General features: G+C 63.4%; 18 protein-coding genes and 1 pseudogene. 9 read left to right on the plus strand and 10 right to left on the minus strand.

The genetic code is table 11. The features are described from left to right. Positions 1-251 precede the first annotated feature (251 nt). From WDM24_RS28090 to fliL, 4 genes are read right to left on the minus strand one after another with little or no spacing between them, the layout of a single operon-like run. Entirely contained in the window at positions 252-1,064 is an 813-nt protein-coding gene (locus WDM24_RS28090; protein ID WP_338690864.1) for a flagellar protein FlbB, read from the minus strand. After that, a complete protein-coding gene (locus tag WDM24_RS28095) occupies positions 1,061-1,525 on the minus strand; it encodes a DUF6468 domain-containing protein (RefSeq protein WP_166207257.1) in 465 nt (154 codons plus the stop codon). Before WDM24_RS28095 ends, WDM24_RS28090 begins: the two co-directional genes overlap by 4 nt. Then, positions 1,522-2,721 carry a flagellar motor switch protein FliM gene (fliM, locus tag WDM24_RS28100; RefSeq protein WP_076858773.1) on the minus strand — a complete coding sequence of 400 codons (1,200 nt, stop codon included), beginning with the start codon at positions 2,719-2,721 and terminating at the stop codon, positions 1,522-1,524. The genes WDM24_RS28095 and fliM overlap by 4 nt, the downstream gene beginning before the upstream one ends. 18 nt (positions 2,722-2,739) lie before the next feature. Further along, positions 2,740-3,228 (minus strand): flagellar basal body-associated protein FliL, encoded by a 489-nt coding sequence (gene fliL, locus WDM24_RS28105; protein WP_338828080.1) that lies wholly within the window; start codon positions 3,226-3,228, stop codon positions 2,740-2,742. A 382-nt stretch (positions 3,229-3,610) separates the two neighbouring features. On the opposite strand from fliL, the gene flgF reads away from it, so the two are divergent. The 7 genes from flgF (at position 3,611) to WDM24_RS28140 (ending at position 8,662) form a co-directional block, all read left to right on the plus strand. Further along, entirely contained in the window at positions 3,611-4,375 is a 765-nt protein-coding gene (flgF, locus tag WDM24_RS28110; RefSeq protein WP_029085396.1) for a flagellar basal-body rod protein FlgF, read from the plus strand. Between the two features lie 16 nt (positions 4,376-4,391). Next, positions 4,392-5,180 carry a flagellar basal-body rod protein FlgG gene (gene flgG / locus WDM24_RS28115; RefSeq protein ID WP_029085395.1) on the plus strand — a complete coding sequence of 263 codons (789 nt, stop codon included), beginning with the start codon at positions 4,392-4,394 and terminating at the stop codon, positions 5,178-5,180. 2 nt (positions 5,181-5,182) lie between these two features. Then, positions 5,183-6,238, plus strand: coding sequence for a flagellar basal body P-ring formation chaperone FlgA (gene flgA / locus WDM24_RS28120; RefSeq protein ID WP_338828082.1), 1,056 nt, complete (start codon positions 5,183-5,185; stop codon positions 6,236-6,238). A 5-nt stretch (positions 6,239-6,243) separates the two neighbouring features. Next, positions 6,244-6,996 carry a flagellar basal body L-ring protein FlgH gene (gene flgH, locus WDM24_RS28125; protein WP_166207275.1) on the plus strand — a complete coding sequence of 251 codons (753 nt, stop codon included), beginning with the start codon at positions 6,244-6,246 and terminating at the stop codon, positions 6,994-6,996. 339 nt (positions 6,997-7,335) lie between these two features. Further along, positions 7,336-7,779, plus strand: coding sequence for a hypothetical protein (locus WDM24_RS28130; RefSeq protein WP_414645631.1), 444 nt, complete (start codon positions 7,336-7,338; stop codon positions 7,777-7,779). A 96-nt stretch (positions 7,780-7,875) separates the two neighbouring features. Beyond that, a complete protein-coding gene (locus tag WDM24_RS28135; protein WP_166306027.1) occupies positions 7,876-8,169 on the plus strand; it encodes an antibiotic biosynthesis monooxygenase in 294 nt (97 codons plus the stop codon). Positions 8,170-8,323: 154 nt separating this feature from the next. Beyond that, positions 8,324-8,662: a hypothetical protein gene (locus WDM24_RS28140; RefSeq protein WP_338828085.1), complete on the plus strand. Its 339-nt coding sequence runs from the start codon at positions 8,324-8,326 to the stop codon at positions 8,660-8,662. Positions 8,663-8,707: 45 nt separating this feature from the next. Here WDM24_RS28140 and WDM24_RS28145 read toward each other — a convergent pair whose 3' ends face one another. The 6 genes from WDM24_RS28145 to WDM24_RS28170 form a co-directional block, all read right to left on the minus strand. Beyond that, positions 8,708-9,211 (minus strand): N-acetyltransferase, encoded by a 504-nt coding sequence (locus WDM24_RS28145; protein WP_338690867.1) that lies wholly within the window; start codon positions 9,209-9,211, stop codon positions 8,708-8,710. Between the two features lie 40 nt (positions 9,212-9,251). Next, the gene (locus WDM24_RS28150) at positions 9,252-9,683 is read right to left on the minus strand and encodes a DUF1801 domain-containing protein (RefSeq protein WP_166306018.1); all 432 of its coding nucleotides are present in this window, start codon (positions 9,681-9,683) and stop codon (positions 9,252-9,254) included. 55 nt (positions 9,684-9,738) lie between these two features. Further along, positions 9,739-9,963, minus strand: a complete 225-nt coding sequence (locus WDM24_RS28155; RefSeq protein WP_338690868.1) for a hypothetical protein — start codon at positions 9,961-9,963, stop codon at positions 9,739-9,741. Between the two features lie 34 nt (positions 9,964-9,997). Continuing rightward, positions 9,998-10,429: an SRPBCC domain-containing protein gene (locus WDM24_RS28160; RefSeq protein WP_338828086.1), complete on the minus strand. Its 432-nt coding sequence runs from the start codon at positions 10,427-10,429 to the stop codon at positions 9,998-10,000. Further along, positions 10,426-10,749, minus strand: a complete 324-nt coding sequence (locus WDM24_RS28165) for a metalloregulator ArsR/SmtB family transcription factor (protein WP_338690870.1) — start codon at positions 10,747-10,749, stop codon at positions 10,426-10,428. The genes WDM24_RS28160 and WDM24_RS28165 overlap by 4 nt, the downstream gene beginning before the upstream one ends. A 297-nt stretch (positions 10,750-11,046) precedes the next feature. Further along, entirely contained in the window at positions 11,047-11,892 is an 846-nt protein-coding gene (locus WDM24_RS28170; protein WP_338828087.1) for a cytochrome c, read from the minus strand. 1,122 nt (positions 11,893-13,014) lie between these two features. On the opposite strand from WDM24_RS28170, the pseudogene WDM24_RS28175 reads away from it, so the two are divergent. Further along, positions 13,015-13,790: pseudogene (locus tag WDM24_RS28175) on the plus strand (IS5 family transposase). Between the two features lie 248 nt (positions 13,791-14,038). Next, the gene (locus WDM24_RS28180; RefSeq protein WP_166306006.1) at positions 14,039-14,791 is read left to right on the plus strand and encodes a carbonic anhydrase; all 753 of its coding nucleotides are present in this window, start codon (positions 14,039-14,041) and stop codon (positions 14,789-14,791) included. Positions 14,792-14,863 lie beyond the last annotated feature (72 nt).

Here is a 14,863-nt window from a genome sequence, read left to right on the forward strand (position 1 = left end):
CGTTTGCGGTATGGTTAAAGAATGCTTGCCATCACATTGGCCCGGCTTACGGAAACTGGCGACTTGAGATGCCGCTCAAGACAGCAAGGTTCGGCATCAAGGATCACCTGAAGAGACTCGAGCAAGCCGCACCGGCGCTGGACGATGCCGATCCATCTTTCGTCGCAAGAGCCATCGCCGACCTCGCCGAGGCCCCGCCTGGCTCGCGGACGCAAGCCTGCCGGAAGCAAGCCCTGCGCTATCGCGACCCCTCAATTCGTCTTCGGTGCGAGGATCTTGCCTTCGATCTTGGGGAGATCGTCTGTTGAGGCCGACTTGTCGCCGCCGGCGCGGCGGGCGAGCTCGACGGTGAGCCGCTCGGCGGCCTCCGGCTGCATCAGGCCCAGAATGTCGGACATCTTGCGCGGCTGGATTTGCGAGGCGATCTGGTAGAGCACGTTCATTTCCAGGCGATCGAACACCTTGGCGGCGTCCTTCGGCTTCATGTTCTCATACATGGTGACGATGCCCTTGAAGCGGGCGGCCTCGGCTTCCGCCTTTGCCGCCGCATCGGCGTTCGACTTGGCGTCATTGGCCTTGGCCTCCTCGACCTTGGCCTCGATGCGCTTCTCGGCGGCCTTCAACAGGCCTTCGCGGATATCGACCTCACGCGCGCGCGTCTCGAGCTCCTGACGGCGCGCCTGCAACCGTTCCAGGATCGCGCGCTCCGACGCCGACACCGGCGCGGGCGCATCCAGATTGACCACCACGCCGTCGGGCTTGGACGGCTCCGCGGCCGGGGCGGCCGGTTTCGGCGCCTCGTCCTTCTTCTCTTCCTTGCCGTGCACCGATCCCGTGATGTCGCCGGGATCGCCTTTGATCTTGCTGTCAGCCACCGCCTTGCCGGCGCCGGGGAAATTGAAGTTCTGCTGCGCCCAAGAGGGGCCAGCCGGGCCAGCCGGCCGCGCCTCGTCAGCGAACACGTAACCGCCATCGAGCACGAGGCCCGCGACCTTCAGCACCATCAGGCCGAAGATCGCGACCAGCACCACTGGCATCACTCTGATGTCACGAAGCAACTTCATGCAGCGAGGCCGCCGGCCCTCCTGCGCTCGGTGAAGGCTTCAGCCGCCGCGGCAACCGCGCGGGCGGCGGAAACCCTGGGCGCCGGCGCCGCCGGTGCAACGGCGGGAGCCGGGGCGTACGCGGGCTCGGACGGCCGCGCGGCCTGCGCGATCTTGGACAGGCGGCGCACCACGCCATCGCCTTCGGCCAGCTGGGTCTTCAGAAGCGCCGACATCTGCGTCGCCGCATCGAGCCGGTTGCCGAGGTTCTCGTTGACGTCGCGCACCGCGTGCTTCAGCCCGCCGATCGCCCGCTCGGCGATCTCGGTCGCGGTGATCAATTCCGCGATCGTCGCCTTCAGCGAATGCTCGTCCGCCTTCAGCCGCTGCAGGCGCTTGTTGAGCAGCCAGCAATAGCCGATGGTCAGCATCAGCAGCACGGCCACCAGACTCTCGATCGCTAGTCCAAGCACATGACTCATGGTGCCTCCATCATCTTGGTCCGCTCATCCGCCTTCTCGAACATCGCGAAGGTGGTTTGGGGTTTGCGCAAATTCTTGGTGACGCGGATCGCGACGCGGTCGCCGACGCGGCCCATCCGCCCTTCCGTCAGCGTAACGTTGCCGCAGCGGACCGAGACCAGCGCGTCGGAGCGGATATCCAGCGGCAGCGTGTCGCCGACCTTGAGCTTCATCAGCTCCTTCAACGGGATGTCGGCCTCGTACAGCACCGCGTCGACCGAAATCTCGGCCTGCGCCACCTCGGTGGCGAAATGGCCTTCCCAGATCGGGTCGCGGCCGAACTTCTCGCCCATGAACATCTGCAACAGCACGTTGCGGATCGGTTCGATAGTGGCGTAGGGCAGCAGCAATTCGACGTTGCCGCCGCGGTCTTCCATGTCGATGCGCAGGCGCACCAGGATCGCGGCATTGGCCGGCCGGCTGATCGCGGCAAAGCGCGGATTGGTCTCGAGCCGGTCGATCGTGAAGGTCACCGGCGACAGCGGCCGGAACGCCTGCTCGGCATCCGACAGCACCACCTCGACCAGCCGCTTGACCAGGTTGGTCTCGATCGTGGTGTAGGGCCGGCCCTCGATCTTGAGCTGGGTCTGGCCGCGGCGGCCGCCGAGCAGCACGTCGATCATCGAATAGATCAGGTTGGAGTCGACCATGGCGAGGCCGAAATTCTCCCACTCCTCGGCCTTGAACACCGAGAGCACCGCCGGCAGCGGGATCGAGTTCATGTAGTCGCCGAAGCGCACCGAGGTGATGCGGTCGAGCGAAACCTCGACGTTGTCGGAGGTGAAATTGCGCAGACTGGTCGTCATCAACCGCACCAGGCGGTCGAACACGATTTCGAGCATCGGCAGACGCTCGTAGGACACCATCGCGGAATCGATGATGGCGCGGATGCCGGAGTGGTCGTCGAGGCTGACGTCGCCGACCGTGAAGCCGAGGAGATTGTCGATCTCCTCCTGCGACAGCACGCGCTCGCCATTGGTCTTGCCGCCGAAGTCGCGGCTGCCGTCCTCGACCATGGCGGCCCATTGCAGCGCCATGTTCTCGGTGAGCTCGTTCTTGGCAGCTTCCGCCGCGGCGGCCGCGGGATCCTCGGAATCGAGCGAGGCTTCCCACTGGGCCGCAATGGCGTCCTGGTCCATCTGGTCGTTGCCGGCCATGACTTTACATCCACCCCGTCACTGGATCACGACTTCCTTGAACAGCACTGCGTTCACCTGGTTGGGGGTAACCGCGAGATTGACCCGCTTGGTCAGCTCCTCCTTGAGGCGGAACAGGCCGGCCGAGCCGTTGAGATCGCTCGGGCGCAGCTCGCGCATATAGGTCTGGAACAGGTCGGTGACGCGCGGCAGCGCCGGCTTGATCGCCTCGGCCTGCTTCTCTTCCTTGACCTCGAGCACGAGCTTCAGCTTGAGATATTGCACCCGCTCGCCGGGCGCACCGACCAGATTGACCAGCATGTCCGGCACGTCGACGAAGCTCGGCGGCTTCGGCGGCGGCGCCTCGGCGTGCTGCTCCTCGCCATGGCCGCGCATGAAGACAAACCATCCGCCGGCGCCCGCGCCGAGCACGACGAGGAACCCTGCGACGGCAATGATCAGCTTGAGCTTGCCCTTCTTCGGAGCGGCCGCGCCCTCGCCGCTATCCGTCTTTTCCTCGTCCGCCATCGTCCGCTCGCTTCACTCTGAAGGATGCGAACGCGATTTGCCCCAGCTTTGGCCTGAAGACGCGATACAAATGCCGCCAGCGCACACGCGCCCCAATGAAGGCAACGCTACGGTCATAATGGTTAACGGAAGCTTAGGATTTACCATCCACTAGGAAAAAACTGCCGGGCAAACATGGTCAACAAGACCTTTCTGCCGCCCCGCGCACGACCCGGTCAAACATCTAAGATGTTCAAATACCTGAATATTTCGAGTTGGCACGGCTTTCGCTGAGAGGACGTCGTAACGAACGGGTTTGGGAGAACCCAATGGTTACCGACGGTCCGGCGTGAAGGTTTGGGAGAACCTCTGCATCGGATCACCTCACAGGGGAGAACCACCGATGCAGAATACGCTTCTGGTCGGACTATCGAAGCAGATGGTGCTGGAACGGCAGATGGATGTCGTCTCCAACAACATCGCCAACATGAACACCAACGGCTACAAGGCCGACCGGTCGCTGTTCCAGGAATATCTGTCCTCGAACGCGCATGAGGACAATTTCGCGTCCTCCGACCGCCGCGTCTCCTTCGTGCAGGACCGCGCGACCTTCCACGACTTCTCGCAGGGGCCGACCGAAGAGACCAAGAACCCGCTCGACGTCGCGATCGACGGCAACGCCTTCCTGGTGGTGCAGACCCCGGCCGGCGAGCGCTACACCCGCGAAGGCAATCTGCAGATCAACGGCCGCGGCCAGCTCGTCACCGCCTCGGGCTACCAGGTGCTCGGCAACGCCGGCCCGATCACGTTCCAGCAGACCGACCACGACGTCAACATCGGCGCCGACGGCAATATCACCGTGCAGGAGGGCACGTCCCGCCTCGACTCGGTGCGCGGCAAGCTGCGCCTGGTCTCGTTCGCGCAGGCCCAGCGCCTGCTCAAGGAAGGCTCCAACCTCTACGCGCCCGGCGAGGGCACGCAGCCGCTGCCCGACACCAAGGCGCAGCTCCGCCAGGGCTTCATCGAGAAGTCGAACGTCAATTCCGTCGTCGAGATGAGCCGCATGATCGAGATCACGCGGACCTACACCCAAATCGCCTCGCTGCTGCAACAGCAGAGCGACCTGCACAAATCGGCGATCGAGAAGCTCGCCGACGTGCCGAACTGATCCGGGGGATTGACCGATGCGCGCACTTTATACAGCAGCGACCGGAATGGCGGCACAGGAACTCAGCGTTCAGGTGATCTCCAACAACATCGCGAACCTGCGCACCACCGGCTACAAGAAGCAGCGCGCCGCGTTCCAGGACCTGATCTACGACCATGTGCGCCGGGTCGGCGCGCAGGCCTCCGACCAGAACACCATCATGCCGATGGGCATCGACCTGGGCGGCGGCGTCAAGACCGTCGGCACGCCGCGGATGATGACCCAGGGCACGCTGTCGCCGACCGGCAACGATCTCGACATCGCGATCCGCGGCGAAGGCTTCTTCAAGATCCTGATGCCGGACGGCACCTTCACCTACACCCGCGACGGTTCGTTCCAGATGGACAACCAGGGCCGCATCGTCAACGCGCAGGGCAATTTGTTGCAGCCGACCATCACGATCCCGCAGAACGCCTCCGGCCTCACCATCAATGCGCAGGGCCAGGTCTCGGTGACGCTGCCGGGCCAGACTGCATCGACCAATGTCGGCCAGATCGGCCTGACCCGCTTCATCAACAAGGCCGGACTGATGCCGATCGGCGACAATCTGTTCCAGGAAACGCCGGCCTCCGGCCAGCCGCAGGACGGCATCGCCAACACCGACGGCTATGGCGACATGCAGCAGAGCAACCTCGAGCAGGCCAATGTCGAGGTGGTCTCGGAAATCTCCGATCTGATCGCCGCGCAACGCGCCTATGAGATGAACTCGAAGGTGGTCTCCGCGGCCGACCAGATGATGCAGTCGACCTCCAACCTGTTCCGCTGAGGATGATGTCGATGATCGCCCGCTCACTCCTGATCGCAGCCGCGCTCCTCGCCGTCACCGTGGCACCAGCCGCCGCGCAAAGCCGCAGCGAGACCATCGCGGTGCCGACGCTGCGCGCCAGCATCACGGTCGCGGACGACATCGTGCGGGTCGGCGACCTCATCGACAATGCCGGCAGCGCCGGCAGCATCGCGATCTATCGCGCCCCTGACCTCGGCACCACAGGCACGCTGCCGGTCGCCCAGGTGCTGAACGTGCTGCGCAGCCACCAGGTGATCGGCGTCGACACCCGCGAGCTGAAGGAGATCACGGTCACGCGGCTGGCGCGCACCATCGACAACAAGGAAATCGAGCAGCAGGTGTCGCGCGCGCTCGAGGGCCGCCACGGCCTCGGCCGGGCCGGCAATATCGCGCTGACCTTCGACCGCGATCCCGGCGACATTCGCCTCGAGGCGACCAACACGGGCGCGATGCAGCCGATCGGCGTGCGCTACGACGCGCGCTCGACGCGTTTCGACGTGACCTTCGAGATCAGCAACGACGCCGGGACGGCGCCGTACAAGCTGCGCCTCACCGGCACCGCGATCGAGACCATCGACGCCGCCGTGCTGGTGCGCAATGTCGAGCGCGGCGAGCTGCTGAAGGCCTCCGACGTGCTGATCGAGCGCCGTCCGAAGGCCGAAATCGGCAACGACGCGGCGGTGCGCGACAGCACCATCGGCATGCAGGTCCGCCGCCAGCTCCGCGCCGGCCAGGCCCTGCGCGTCGCCGACCTGGTGAAGCCCGATCTGGTCACCCGCGACCAGAACGTCACGCTGATCTACCGCACCTCCGGTCTCTACCTCACGATCCGCGGCAAGGCGATCGACGGCGGCGCCGAGGGCGACGTGGTCAACGTGATGAATTTGCAGTCCAAGCGCGCCGTCTCCGGCGTCGTCACCGGCCGCGGCGAGGTCTCGATCTCGGTCGCAACCCCGCGCGCCGCGCCGACCGCCGATGCCACCGATCCAAATTCCGCCTCCGTCAAGCTGAGTTCAGTCGCACCAAACGCCGAGTAAAGTTCATGTCCCAGTACCGTATCAACCGCCTCGTCCTGGCCGGTGCGCTGTTCGCACTCGGAGCGATCGCCAGCGGTTGCTCGTCGATCGACCGTCTCTCCCAGATCGGTGAAAAGCCGAAGCTGACGGAGATCGAGAACCCGACGACGCAGCCTGGCTACAAGCCGGTGCAGATGCCGATGCCGAAGCCCGAGGTCGCTTCCTACAGCCCGAACTCGCTGTGGCGCAGCGGCTCCCGCGCCTTCTTCAAGGACCAGCGCGCCGCGCGCGTCGGCGACATCCTGACCGTCATGGTGAACATCACCGACAAGGCCGCGATCGCCAACGAAACCCAGCGTAGCCGCACCAACTCCGAAGACTCCGGGGTCACCAACTTCCTGGGCTCGCAGACCATCACGCAGCCGAACAAGATCCTGCCCGGCCGCATCCTGACCGCCGACTCCACGGCCTCGAGCGACGGCAAGGGCTCGGTCAACCGCCAGGAAGCGCTGCAGACCAACGTCGCCGCTGTCGTCACCCAGCTGCTGCCGAACGGCAACCTTGTGGTCGAAGGCAAGCAGGAGATCCGCGTCAACTACGAAATCCGCGAGCTGATCGTGGCCGGCATCGTGCGCCCGGAGGACATCCAGAGCGACAACACCATCGACTCCTCGAAGATCGCCCAGGCCCGCATCGCCTATGGCGGCCGCGGCCAGATCACTGATGTGCAGCAGCCGCGTTACGGTCAGCAGGTCCTCGACGTGCTGCTGCCCTTCTAACGGCATGATCCCGACCCGAAGGGCCGCGTGAGCGCAAAGTGGAAACCGGTTTTCGGAAAAGGATCGTGCCTAAGTAAGATTTTCACGAGCTCCCACATCTCGTCGCGAACCTAGGCGCGGCGCGGTGTACCGACACGGCCCTCGCTAGCTCCCCTGGCGAGGGCCGTGGCATTTTGTGACCGGTAGCGTGCGCTCGCGCGATCGGCGTGCACCAGTCGGATACCGCTTTCCGAAAGTCACGCGATCGCTTTCTCGGTTCGTTAACCGTCGCAGCAGCGCACAGTGGAAGTCCAGACGATTGCAACGTAGCTAGGCGACAACGCAGGGTTTTCTATTTGTATGACAGTCATGCAAAGAGACGGTCGGTATGCGGCGTGGTTCCGGACGCCGCGCGGCGAAGGCACCGGAATAGTCCAGCTCGCAAATGGCAGGATCTCAGGTGGCGACGCCATGTTCACCTATGGCGGTAGCTATCAGCTCGAGGATGACCGCTTCACCGCGATCCTGACGACGCACAGATATGCCGACGGCCCGTTCACCACGGTGTTCGGCTGCGACGAGGTCGAGGCACAGCTGACCGGCTCGTTCAACGGCAACCGGGCGGTGTGCTCGGGCACAGCCAAGCAGGCCCCCGGCGTGCTGTTCGAGGCCACACTGTTTCTGCAGCAGCACGAGCCGGAGCCCACCCCCGGCCCAAAAACCACGACAACACGCGCGGATGTCGCGAGACTGCCAAAACTCCCCGACCGCCGCACGACCGTCGTGACCAGGCGTTTCAGCTGACCCGTCCGCAATGTCGATGGCGTCTCCGCCCTATCAGGCGTAGCATTGGGCATGCGCGAAGCGCAGCCCGATCGATGCAGCCGGAAGGAGGACCGCATGTATGCCGCCATCCGTCACGCCAAGGCGAAGACTGGCAGCGCCGAAGAACTCGCGCGCCGGATCAAGGAAGGCGCTATTCCGATCATCAGCGACGTCGAAGGCTTCATGGCCTATTACGTGGTCTATGCCGGCGACGACACGGTCACCGCGATCAGCGTGTTCAACAATTACGCCGGCGCCGAGGAGGCCAACCGCCGCGCGCTGGCCTGGATCGATGACAATCTCGGTCCATTGCTGATCGGGCCGGCCACCGCTGTAGCGGGTCCAGTGATCGTGCACACCAAGGCGTAAGGGCCACGCCAGGCAGACTTCGCCCGGCAGAAGCTGCCCGCCGCGCGCCGTACGCGCATGGGAGCGCCGCGATCTCCTTGAAATCACTGGCGCGCCGGATGGCACGCCAATTGCTCCGCGCTTGCAGCATTGCAAACGGGGACAGCGCGCACAGATGACGTCGATCTCCGCCTTCGGATCGGTCGCGGCCGGCATGACGACCGGCACGTTGAAGAAACCGCTGACCGCCGACGCCACCGGATCGACGCAAGCCGCAAGCGGCAGTTCGCTCGACGACAGCGTCGAGCAGAAATTTCTCAAATTCGCGCAGATGAGTCCGATGGACCGCATGCGCGCCAACATCCTCAAGAGCATGGGCATGTCGGAGGAGGACCTCAAGAACATGACGCCGGATCAGCGCGCAGCGGTCGAGCAGAAGATCAAGGAGCTGATCGAGCAGTCGTTCCAGAAGAACGCCGGCAAGGCCGGCCAGGCCATCGACATCTCGGCGTAGAATGCTCGGTACCCGCTGCCCAGAGTTGTGCCGCGAGAACGACGGCTATGGCGGGGCGTCGGGCCGGTCGCTCAGCACAACGAACGCCTTGCCGTTAAAGTCGTACCGCGCGACCTCGCGCATACCGAGCCGCAGATGCGCCTTGAGCGAGCGCGGATTGTCGTCCCTGATGAAGAGGATCGCCTCACGGCCGGGAAAATTTGCCTGCAGCCTCGCGTACAACCCCTCCAGGACTCCAAGGCCGCGCGCGTCCTGCGAGATGCATACGGGACCATACACATAGGCATCTGGACGCCCCGGCCAGGCCTGCAGCATGGCCTGCACCGGCGGAGCCTCGTCAAATCCCTTCTCCGACGTGAGGAGCGCGCCGAGCAGCCTGCCCGCTTCGTCGGTCGCGATGACGATCGATTGCCCGCTTGCAATGCGCGTCTCGATCACATCGCGCGGCCATTGCCCGAGCAGCATGCCGCCCCGGTCACCGCTATTGGCCATCAGCAACGCGGAGACGGCTTCCGCGTCCGACGATGTGGCGAGCCTGGTCCTGATCATCTCAGCTCGATCGAGTCAGCGGGCAACGCACGATCACAACTCACGCCTTTTTCTTCGCGGCCGCGCGGGCACCCGCCGCCGCTTTCGCAGCTTTCTTGGCCGGCTTCTTCGATTTGGCCTGATTGAGTTCGATCGCGGCGCGGATCAGGGCCCTAAATGCGCGGTCGTTGATCTTGTCGCCCTCGAACAGGTCGATCGCGCGCCGCACATTGCCCTCGAAGCCGGTGTTGAACAGCTTGTCGGGGTCCGGCAGCTGCGCGCCGTACATGAAGGTCAGCTTCACCTTGCCCTTGTGCGCGTTGCCGACCGCGATGATTCCGTCACGCGACCACACCGGGCTGCCCATCCACTTCCACTCCTCGATGATGCCGGGATCGGCGGCGAGGATGCTCTTGCGCAGGCTGGCCAGCGTCTTGCCGCGCCAGTCGGTGAGATCCTCGATCATCCGGTCGATACGTTCCGATGCCGTCATGTCCGCCTCGTGTTCCTCAACTGCGTCATGCAATCATATTTGAGATGCCCGGGCATCACACTTGTGATGCCGAGGTCGGTCCCCGCCGCGGTGCCAGATAGGGCAGCGCGAACAGATACAGGCCGCTGAGCAGCATGAAGATCAGCGGAAACAGCGCGAGCAGACCGATCCACACGGCTTGCTGCTGCTGCACCATGGCGATGATGTTGATGATGACGGCGACCGTGAAGGCAATCGAAAGCCAGCGGTGAAGTTGCCTGATCCAGTTGTTCCAGTTCAATGTGACCTCCTGTTTGATGGGTGTTGTGCGGGCCTCACTCCGGCCGCGTCATCAGCTGATCGAGATTCTCCAGGAACTGCTTCCATCCGGCATGGGCGCCGCCATAGGCCTGCTTCTGATGCGGCTGGAAGCCGGACTGCTCGACGCGCAGATGGGTGCCCTTCGCCGTCGGCGTCAGCGTGAAGACCACCACACTCTCGAGATTGTAGGCGGCATCTTCGTGCGCGAAATTCCAGGTGTAGGACAGCGTCTTGTGCGGCTCGACGGCCAGCACCTTGCAGTCCAGCACGCCGCCCCACTCGCCGCGCAGATTGAAGCTGTGCCCGACCTCGGGCTTGAAGTCGTTCTTCATCAGCCACTCCTCGATCAGATGCGGTTGCGTCAGCGCGCGCCAGAGCTTTTCCGGCGCATGGGGAAATTCGCGCTCGACGATCGCGGAGCGCGTCTCAGCGGTGGTCTTGTTCATTGGTCCATCCTTTTGAGGAGATCTTCGAGGTGGTCGAACCGGTTCTGCCAGAAGCCCGCCATCTGGCTGGTCCAGTCGATCAGCGGCGCCAGTGCGCCGAGTTGCGCGCTGTAATGCGTCTGCCTGCCTTCATGGCGATCGCGCACCAGCCCGGCGTGTTTCAGCACGCCGAGATGTTTCGACACCGCCGGCTGCGAGATTTTCCCGCGGGCCGTCAGCGCGCCGACGGTCTGCTCGCCCTCGCGGCACAGGCGCTCGAAGATCGCCCGGCGGGTCGGGTCCGCAAGGGTTCGAAACAGCATGTCGTGGGCGTCAGGCATTTTGTGATCCATAACCTAATGGCTATGGATTAACTCATAATCGGTCAGTTATGGATATGTCAACGGGAAACTTGCGGGGTGCGATTGTGATGAGACTTGTCTCGTTAAGGCTTTTGCGGCTCCATTCCGAGCAATGATCGCTCCAGCCTTTCATAGCCCGCGGGTTATTCGCCGAAGCCGATTTGTCCGCTGGAGCAAGTCGGCCAGATCCGTCAAGCCTGCCGAATGCGGCCGCGCCAATTCGGCTCGGCCAACAACAGACCGTCCCGCAAATGCAAGGCCCAAGAGACTTTCGGACTACTCTTTTGGCGGCACCGTACGCAGATAGGCGACGATGGCATCGAGATCGGCAGCTGACACGGTGGCGTAGTAGTGGAAACCCATCGGCGGATTGAGCTTGCTGCCATCCTTGCTGACGCCCTGAGTGATGGCGCGTTTGATCTCGTCGTCGGTCCAGCCGCCAATGCCGTTCGTCTTGCTGGAGCTGATGTTCCTCGAAACCGATACACCCCAAGGTCCCGGAAACTTGCCGCCACCAGCGCCCAGCCTGGTTGCAAATTCTCGCCCTTGCGGCCCCATCGGCGTGTGGCACTCCATGCAGTGCGCGATCGTGGTGAGGTAGAACCCTTGCTGCACCTTGTCGCCCAACATCGCCTCGGTGTACGCGCTATCACCGCCCGGGGGGACGGGATGTCGTTGCACCATCCTGTAGATCGGGTCCGGCACCGCATTCTTGATCGGCTTGATCGTGCGCAGATAAGCGATCACCGCATCGAGATCGCGCTCGGTCATAATCTCGTAGAAGCCGCTTGGCATGATCATGGCGACCGGTGCGCCGTTGCGCTTGATGCCCTTGCGCAGGAGTTGCCTGAGCTCGGCGTCGGTGTAATTGCCGATGCCGGTTTCCTTGTCCTGCGTGATGTTCGAGGCGGTGACCTTGAAAGGTGGCTCGTCCCATGACGCGCCGCCGGAAAATGCCTTATCCGTGATCTCGCCCGATGGCCCCTTCGGCGTATGGCAGTTGCCACAGGTCAGGATGCCATTGACCAGATAATCACCCCGCGCGACCAGGTCCGATGCCGCGCTCACCGGGCTGATCAATATCGCACCGATAACGAGTGCTAACGATCCGCTGCGGATCATGACGATGCCTCCAATCAATTAAATATGTTGATCGAGCACTGATCGATTTCTGGATTCAAAATGTACGTCAGCGAAATGTGCGCGCCGCTGTCGACACTGCGAAAGCCGGCGCAAAAACTACGTATCTGGTGCGCTCGAAAATGCCGTGCGCGAATCGATGGTACGATCGCCAGCCTTCTTTTGGCAGGACCAATTGCCCGAGGGCCAGCTGCACGAAGCTATCAGATTTCACTGCGGTGAGAAGACGGGTCTTCGAATCAGAACGATGCGATGCGTTTCGATCCAGAAACACTTCCATCGTCACTCCGGGCTCGCCAACGGGTCCGTGCAGAGCGCGGCCCGATGACAGGCTCCGCGAGAACCCGGAATCCATCGGGCCGCACATCTCGCGGATGAATGGTTTCCGGACTAAGCTCGAGCCTGTCATCAAGCGTGCATCGCGCGAACCGCTGAAACTGTCCCGGAATGATGAGGGGATAGCGGCTGGCCCCTGCTACTGAGTTGCCCGACGGCGCAAGCCCCCGCAGCAAAAATATTTCGGTTTATCGGAACGATAATTTGATGTATGGTTCGCCCGTCTCACCCGATCGAGGGGCGCTTCGCGGTCGTCACGAACGCGGTGTGGGATGCGGTGGACGCCGAGCGTGGCACTGACGAGGACGCGCAAGGCGGACGGTGAAGTCGTGTGGTCCTGACGCCCTAGCGGCCGGTGTCCCCTTGTGAGACGCAATTGCGTCTTGCGAAGGCGGTGACAAACAAGCCCAGTCTCGCCGGGGAGAGCACGTATAAGCCGTAACCCATCGCGCAGGGAAAGCCGGATTGCTCCGGTTACACCTGTGGTCCTACCCCCGAGCTTTCATCCTTTGCTCGGGGCCCATGGGTGCGATCGGCACCCGGCTTTCCCTGCGCCCTCTGTTCGAAGAGGGCGGAACGAAGAGCAAAGCTCGGGCAAATCATGTCGCGAGAACGCGAAGTTGCGTCCCCACCCACACTGTCATCGCCCGGCTTGACCGGGCGATCCAGTACGCCGCGGCCCCTCGGCTCAAGCACTAGGTGGTGTGGACTCTAAGGATTCCCTTTTAGGAGCAAATCAGATTCAAGGCTGCTTTTGGGGAGGCCGCCTTGGGTGTGATGGACCGTTTGGTATTGAGCGACGCGGCGTGGGAGCGGATAGCGCCGCTGATCATAGGGCGCCCCGATCAGAAGGGCTCCACCGGGCGCGACAACCGGATGTTCGTGGAAGGTGTGCTGTGGATCGTGCGTACGGGGTCTCCCTGGCGCGATCTTCCGGAGGTGTTTGGGGACTGGAACAGCGTGTTCCGGCGCTTCAGTCGATGGAGCATCAAGGGTGTTTGGTGGCGGATCTTCGAGGCGATGTCCGATGATCCGGACTTCGAATATCTGATCGTCGATTCCACCATTGTTCGGGCGCATCAGCACGCCGCCGGCGCCAAAAAGGGGGGGCTGAAGATCAAGCGGAAGATCAAGCGATCGGCCGCTCGCGCGGCGGCCTGAGCACCAAGATACATATGGCCGTTCGAGGCTTGGGATGTCCGGTGCGGTTCACGCTTACCGCAGGTCAGAAGGGCGATGCACCGCAAGCCGCCGCATTGATCGAAGGCTTATCCGCCGAGGTCGTCATGGCCGATACGGCCTATGACGCCGATCACTTGCGCCAAGCCATCGCCGCCAAAGGCGCGCTCGCCGTGATCCCCAACAACCCGTCACGGGCGCTCAAATATCCACTCGACAAGCATTTCTATGCCCAGCGTCATCTCGTCGAATGCTGCTTCTCAAAGCTCAAGCAGTTCCGCCGCGTTGCAACCCGCTTCGAAAAGACCGCCCGAAATTACCTGGCCGTCGTCACTCTCGCAGCCATCGTCTTATGGATGCGATAAGTGTCCACACCACCTAGCGTCTCTGGAATACTGGATCGCCCGGTCAAGCCGGGCGATGACAGCGAACAAGCTGTTTGACAGGTTGAATCGAGAACCATCCTCATCGTCGTCCTGGCTCCCGTGCGCAATTGCGCGCTAGGCCAGGACGACAACGGTGTATGTCGCGCGACATGAGAGCCCGTTGCGATGGCGCTGCGCATGATTTACAACCATTGCGCGGATGCAGTCCTTGTTCACGGAGATCCTTGATGTGCCAACTCTGCGACGTCACTCTTCCCACCCAGACCTCACGGCGCCGCTTCCTCGCTGCCGCGGCGTGCACCGCAGCCAGCCTCGCCCTTGCGCCGCAGGTCTCCGCCAAGGAGACGAAACCGCCGCCGAAACCGCAGAACGTGCTGTCGCCGGACGCGGCGCTGGACCGGCTGGTGAAGGGCAATCTCCGTTATGTCGAGGGCGTCTCGCGGCGGCATGATTTCAAGCACGAGCGCGAGGCGCTGGCCGGCGGACAGAATCCGTTCGCCGGCGTCCTGAGCTGCGCGGACTCCCGCATCGCGCCGGAGTACGCCTTCGACACCGGCCGCGGCGATCTGTTCGTCTGCCGCGTCGCCGGCAATTTCGCCAGCGATGAGATGATCGCAAGCCTCGAATATGCGGCGGCGGTGCTCAACGTGCCGCTGTTCATGGTGCTGGGCCATGACGCCTGCGGGGCAGTCGACGCTACCATCAAGTCGCTGAAGGACAACACCACCCTGCCCGGCCATCTGCCTTCGCTGGTCAACGCGCTCGCGCCGGCCATAAAGGCGACCGAAGGCAAGCCCGGCGACCGGCTCGCCAACGCCATCACGCAGAACGTCATCGACAATGTCGCGAAGCTCAAATCGGCGACGCCGATCCTCAGCGCCGCGGTCGATCAGGGCAAGCTCAGGATCGTCGGCGCGGTCTATCGGCTGGCCGACGGCAAGGTCGAGCTGGTCACGGACGCGAAACGACCGGCGACGTGAACCTCGGCGTGGACTCCGGCCACTGAAACCATGCGAGCGGCATGGAGAGGTCGGATGTGGCACGGGCAGCGA

The organism is Bradyrhizobium sp. 27S5 (assembly GCF_037217225.1).
GTDB classification, from domain to species: Bacteria; Pseudomonadota; Alphaproteobacteria; order Rhizobiales; family Xanthobacteraceae; genus Bradyrhizobium; species Bradyrhizobium septentrionale.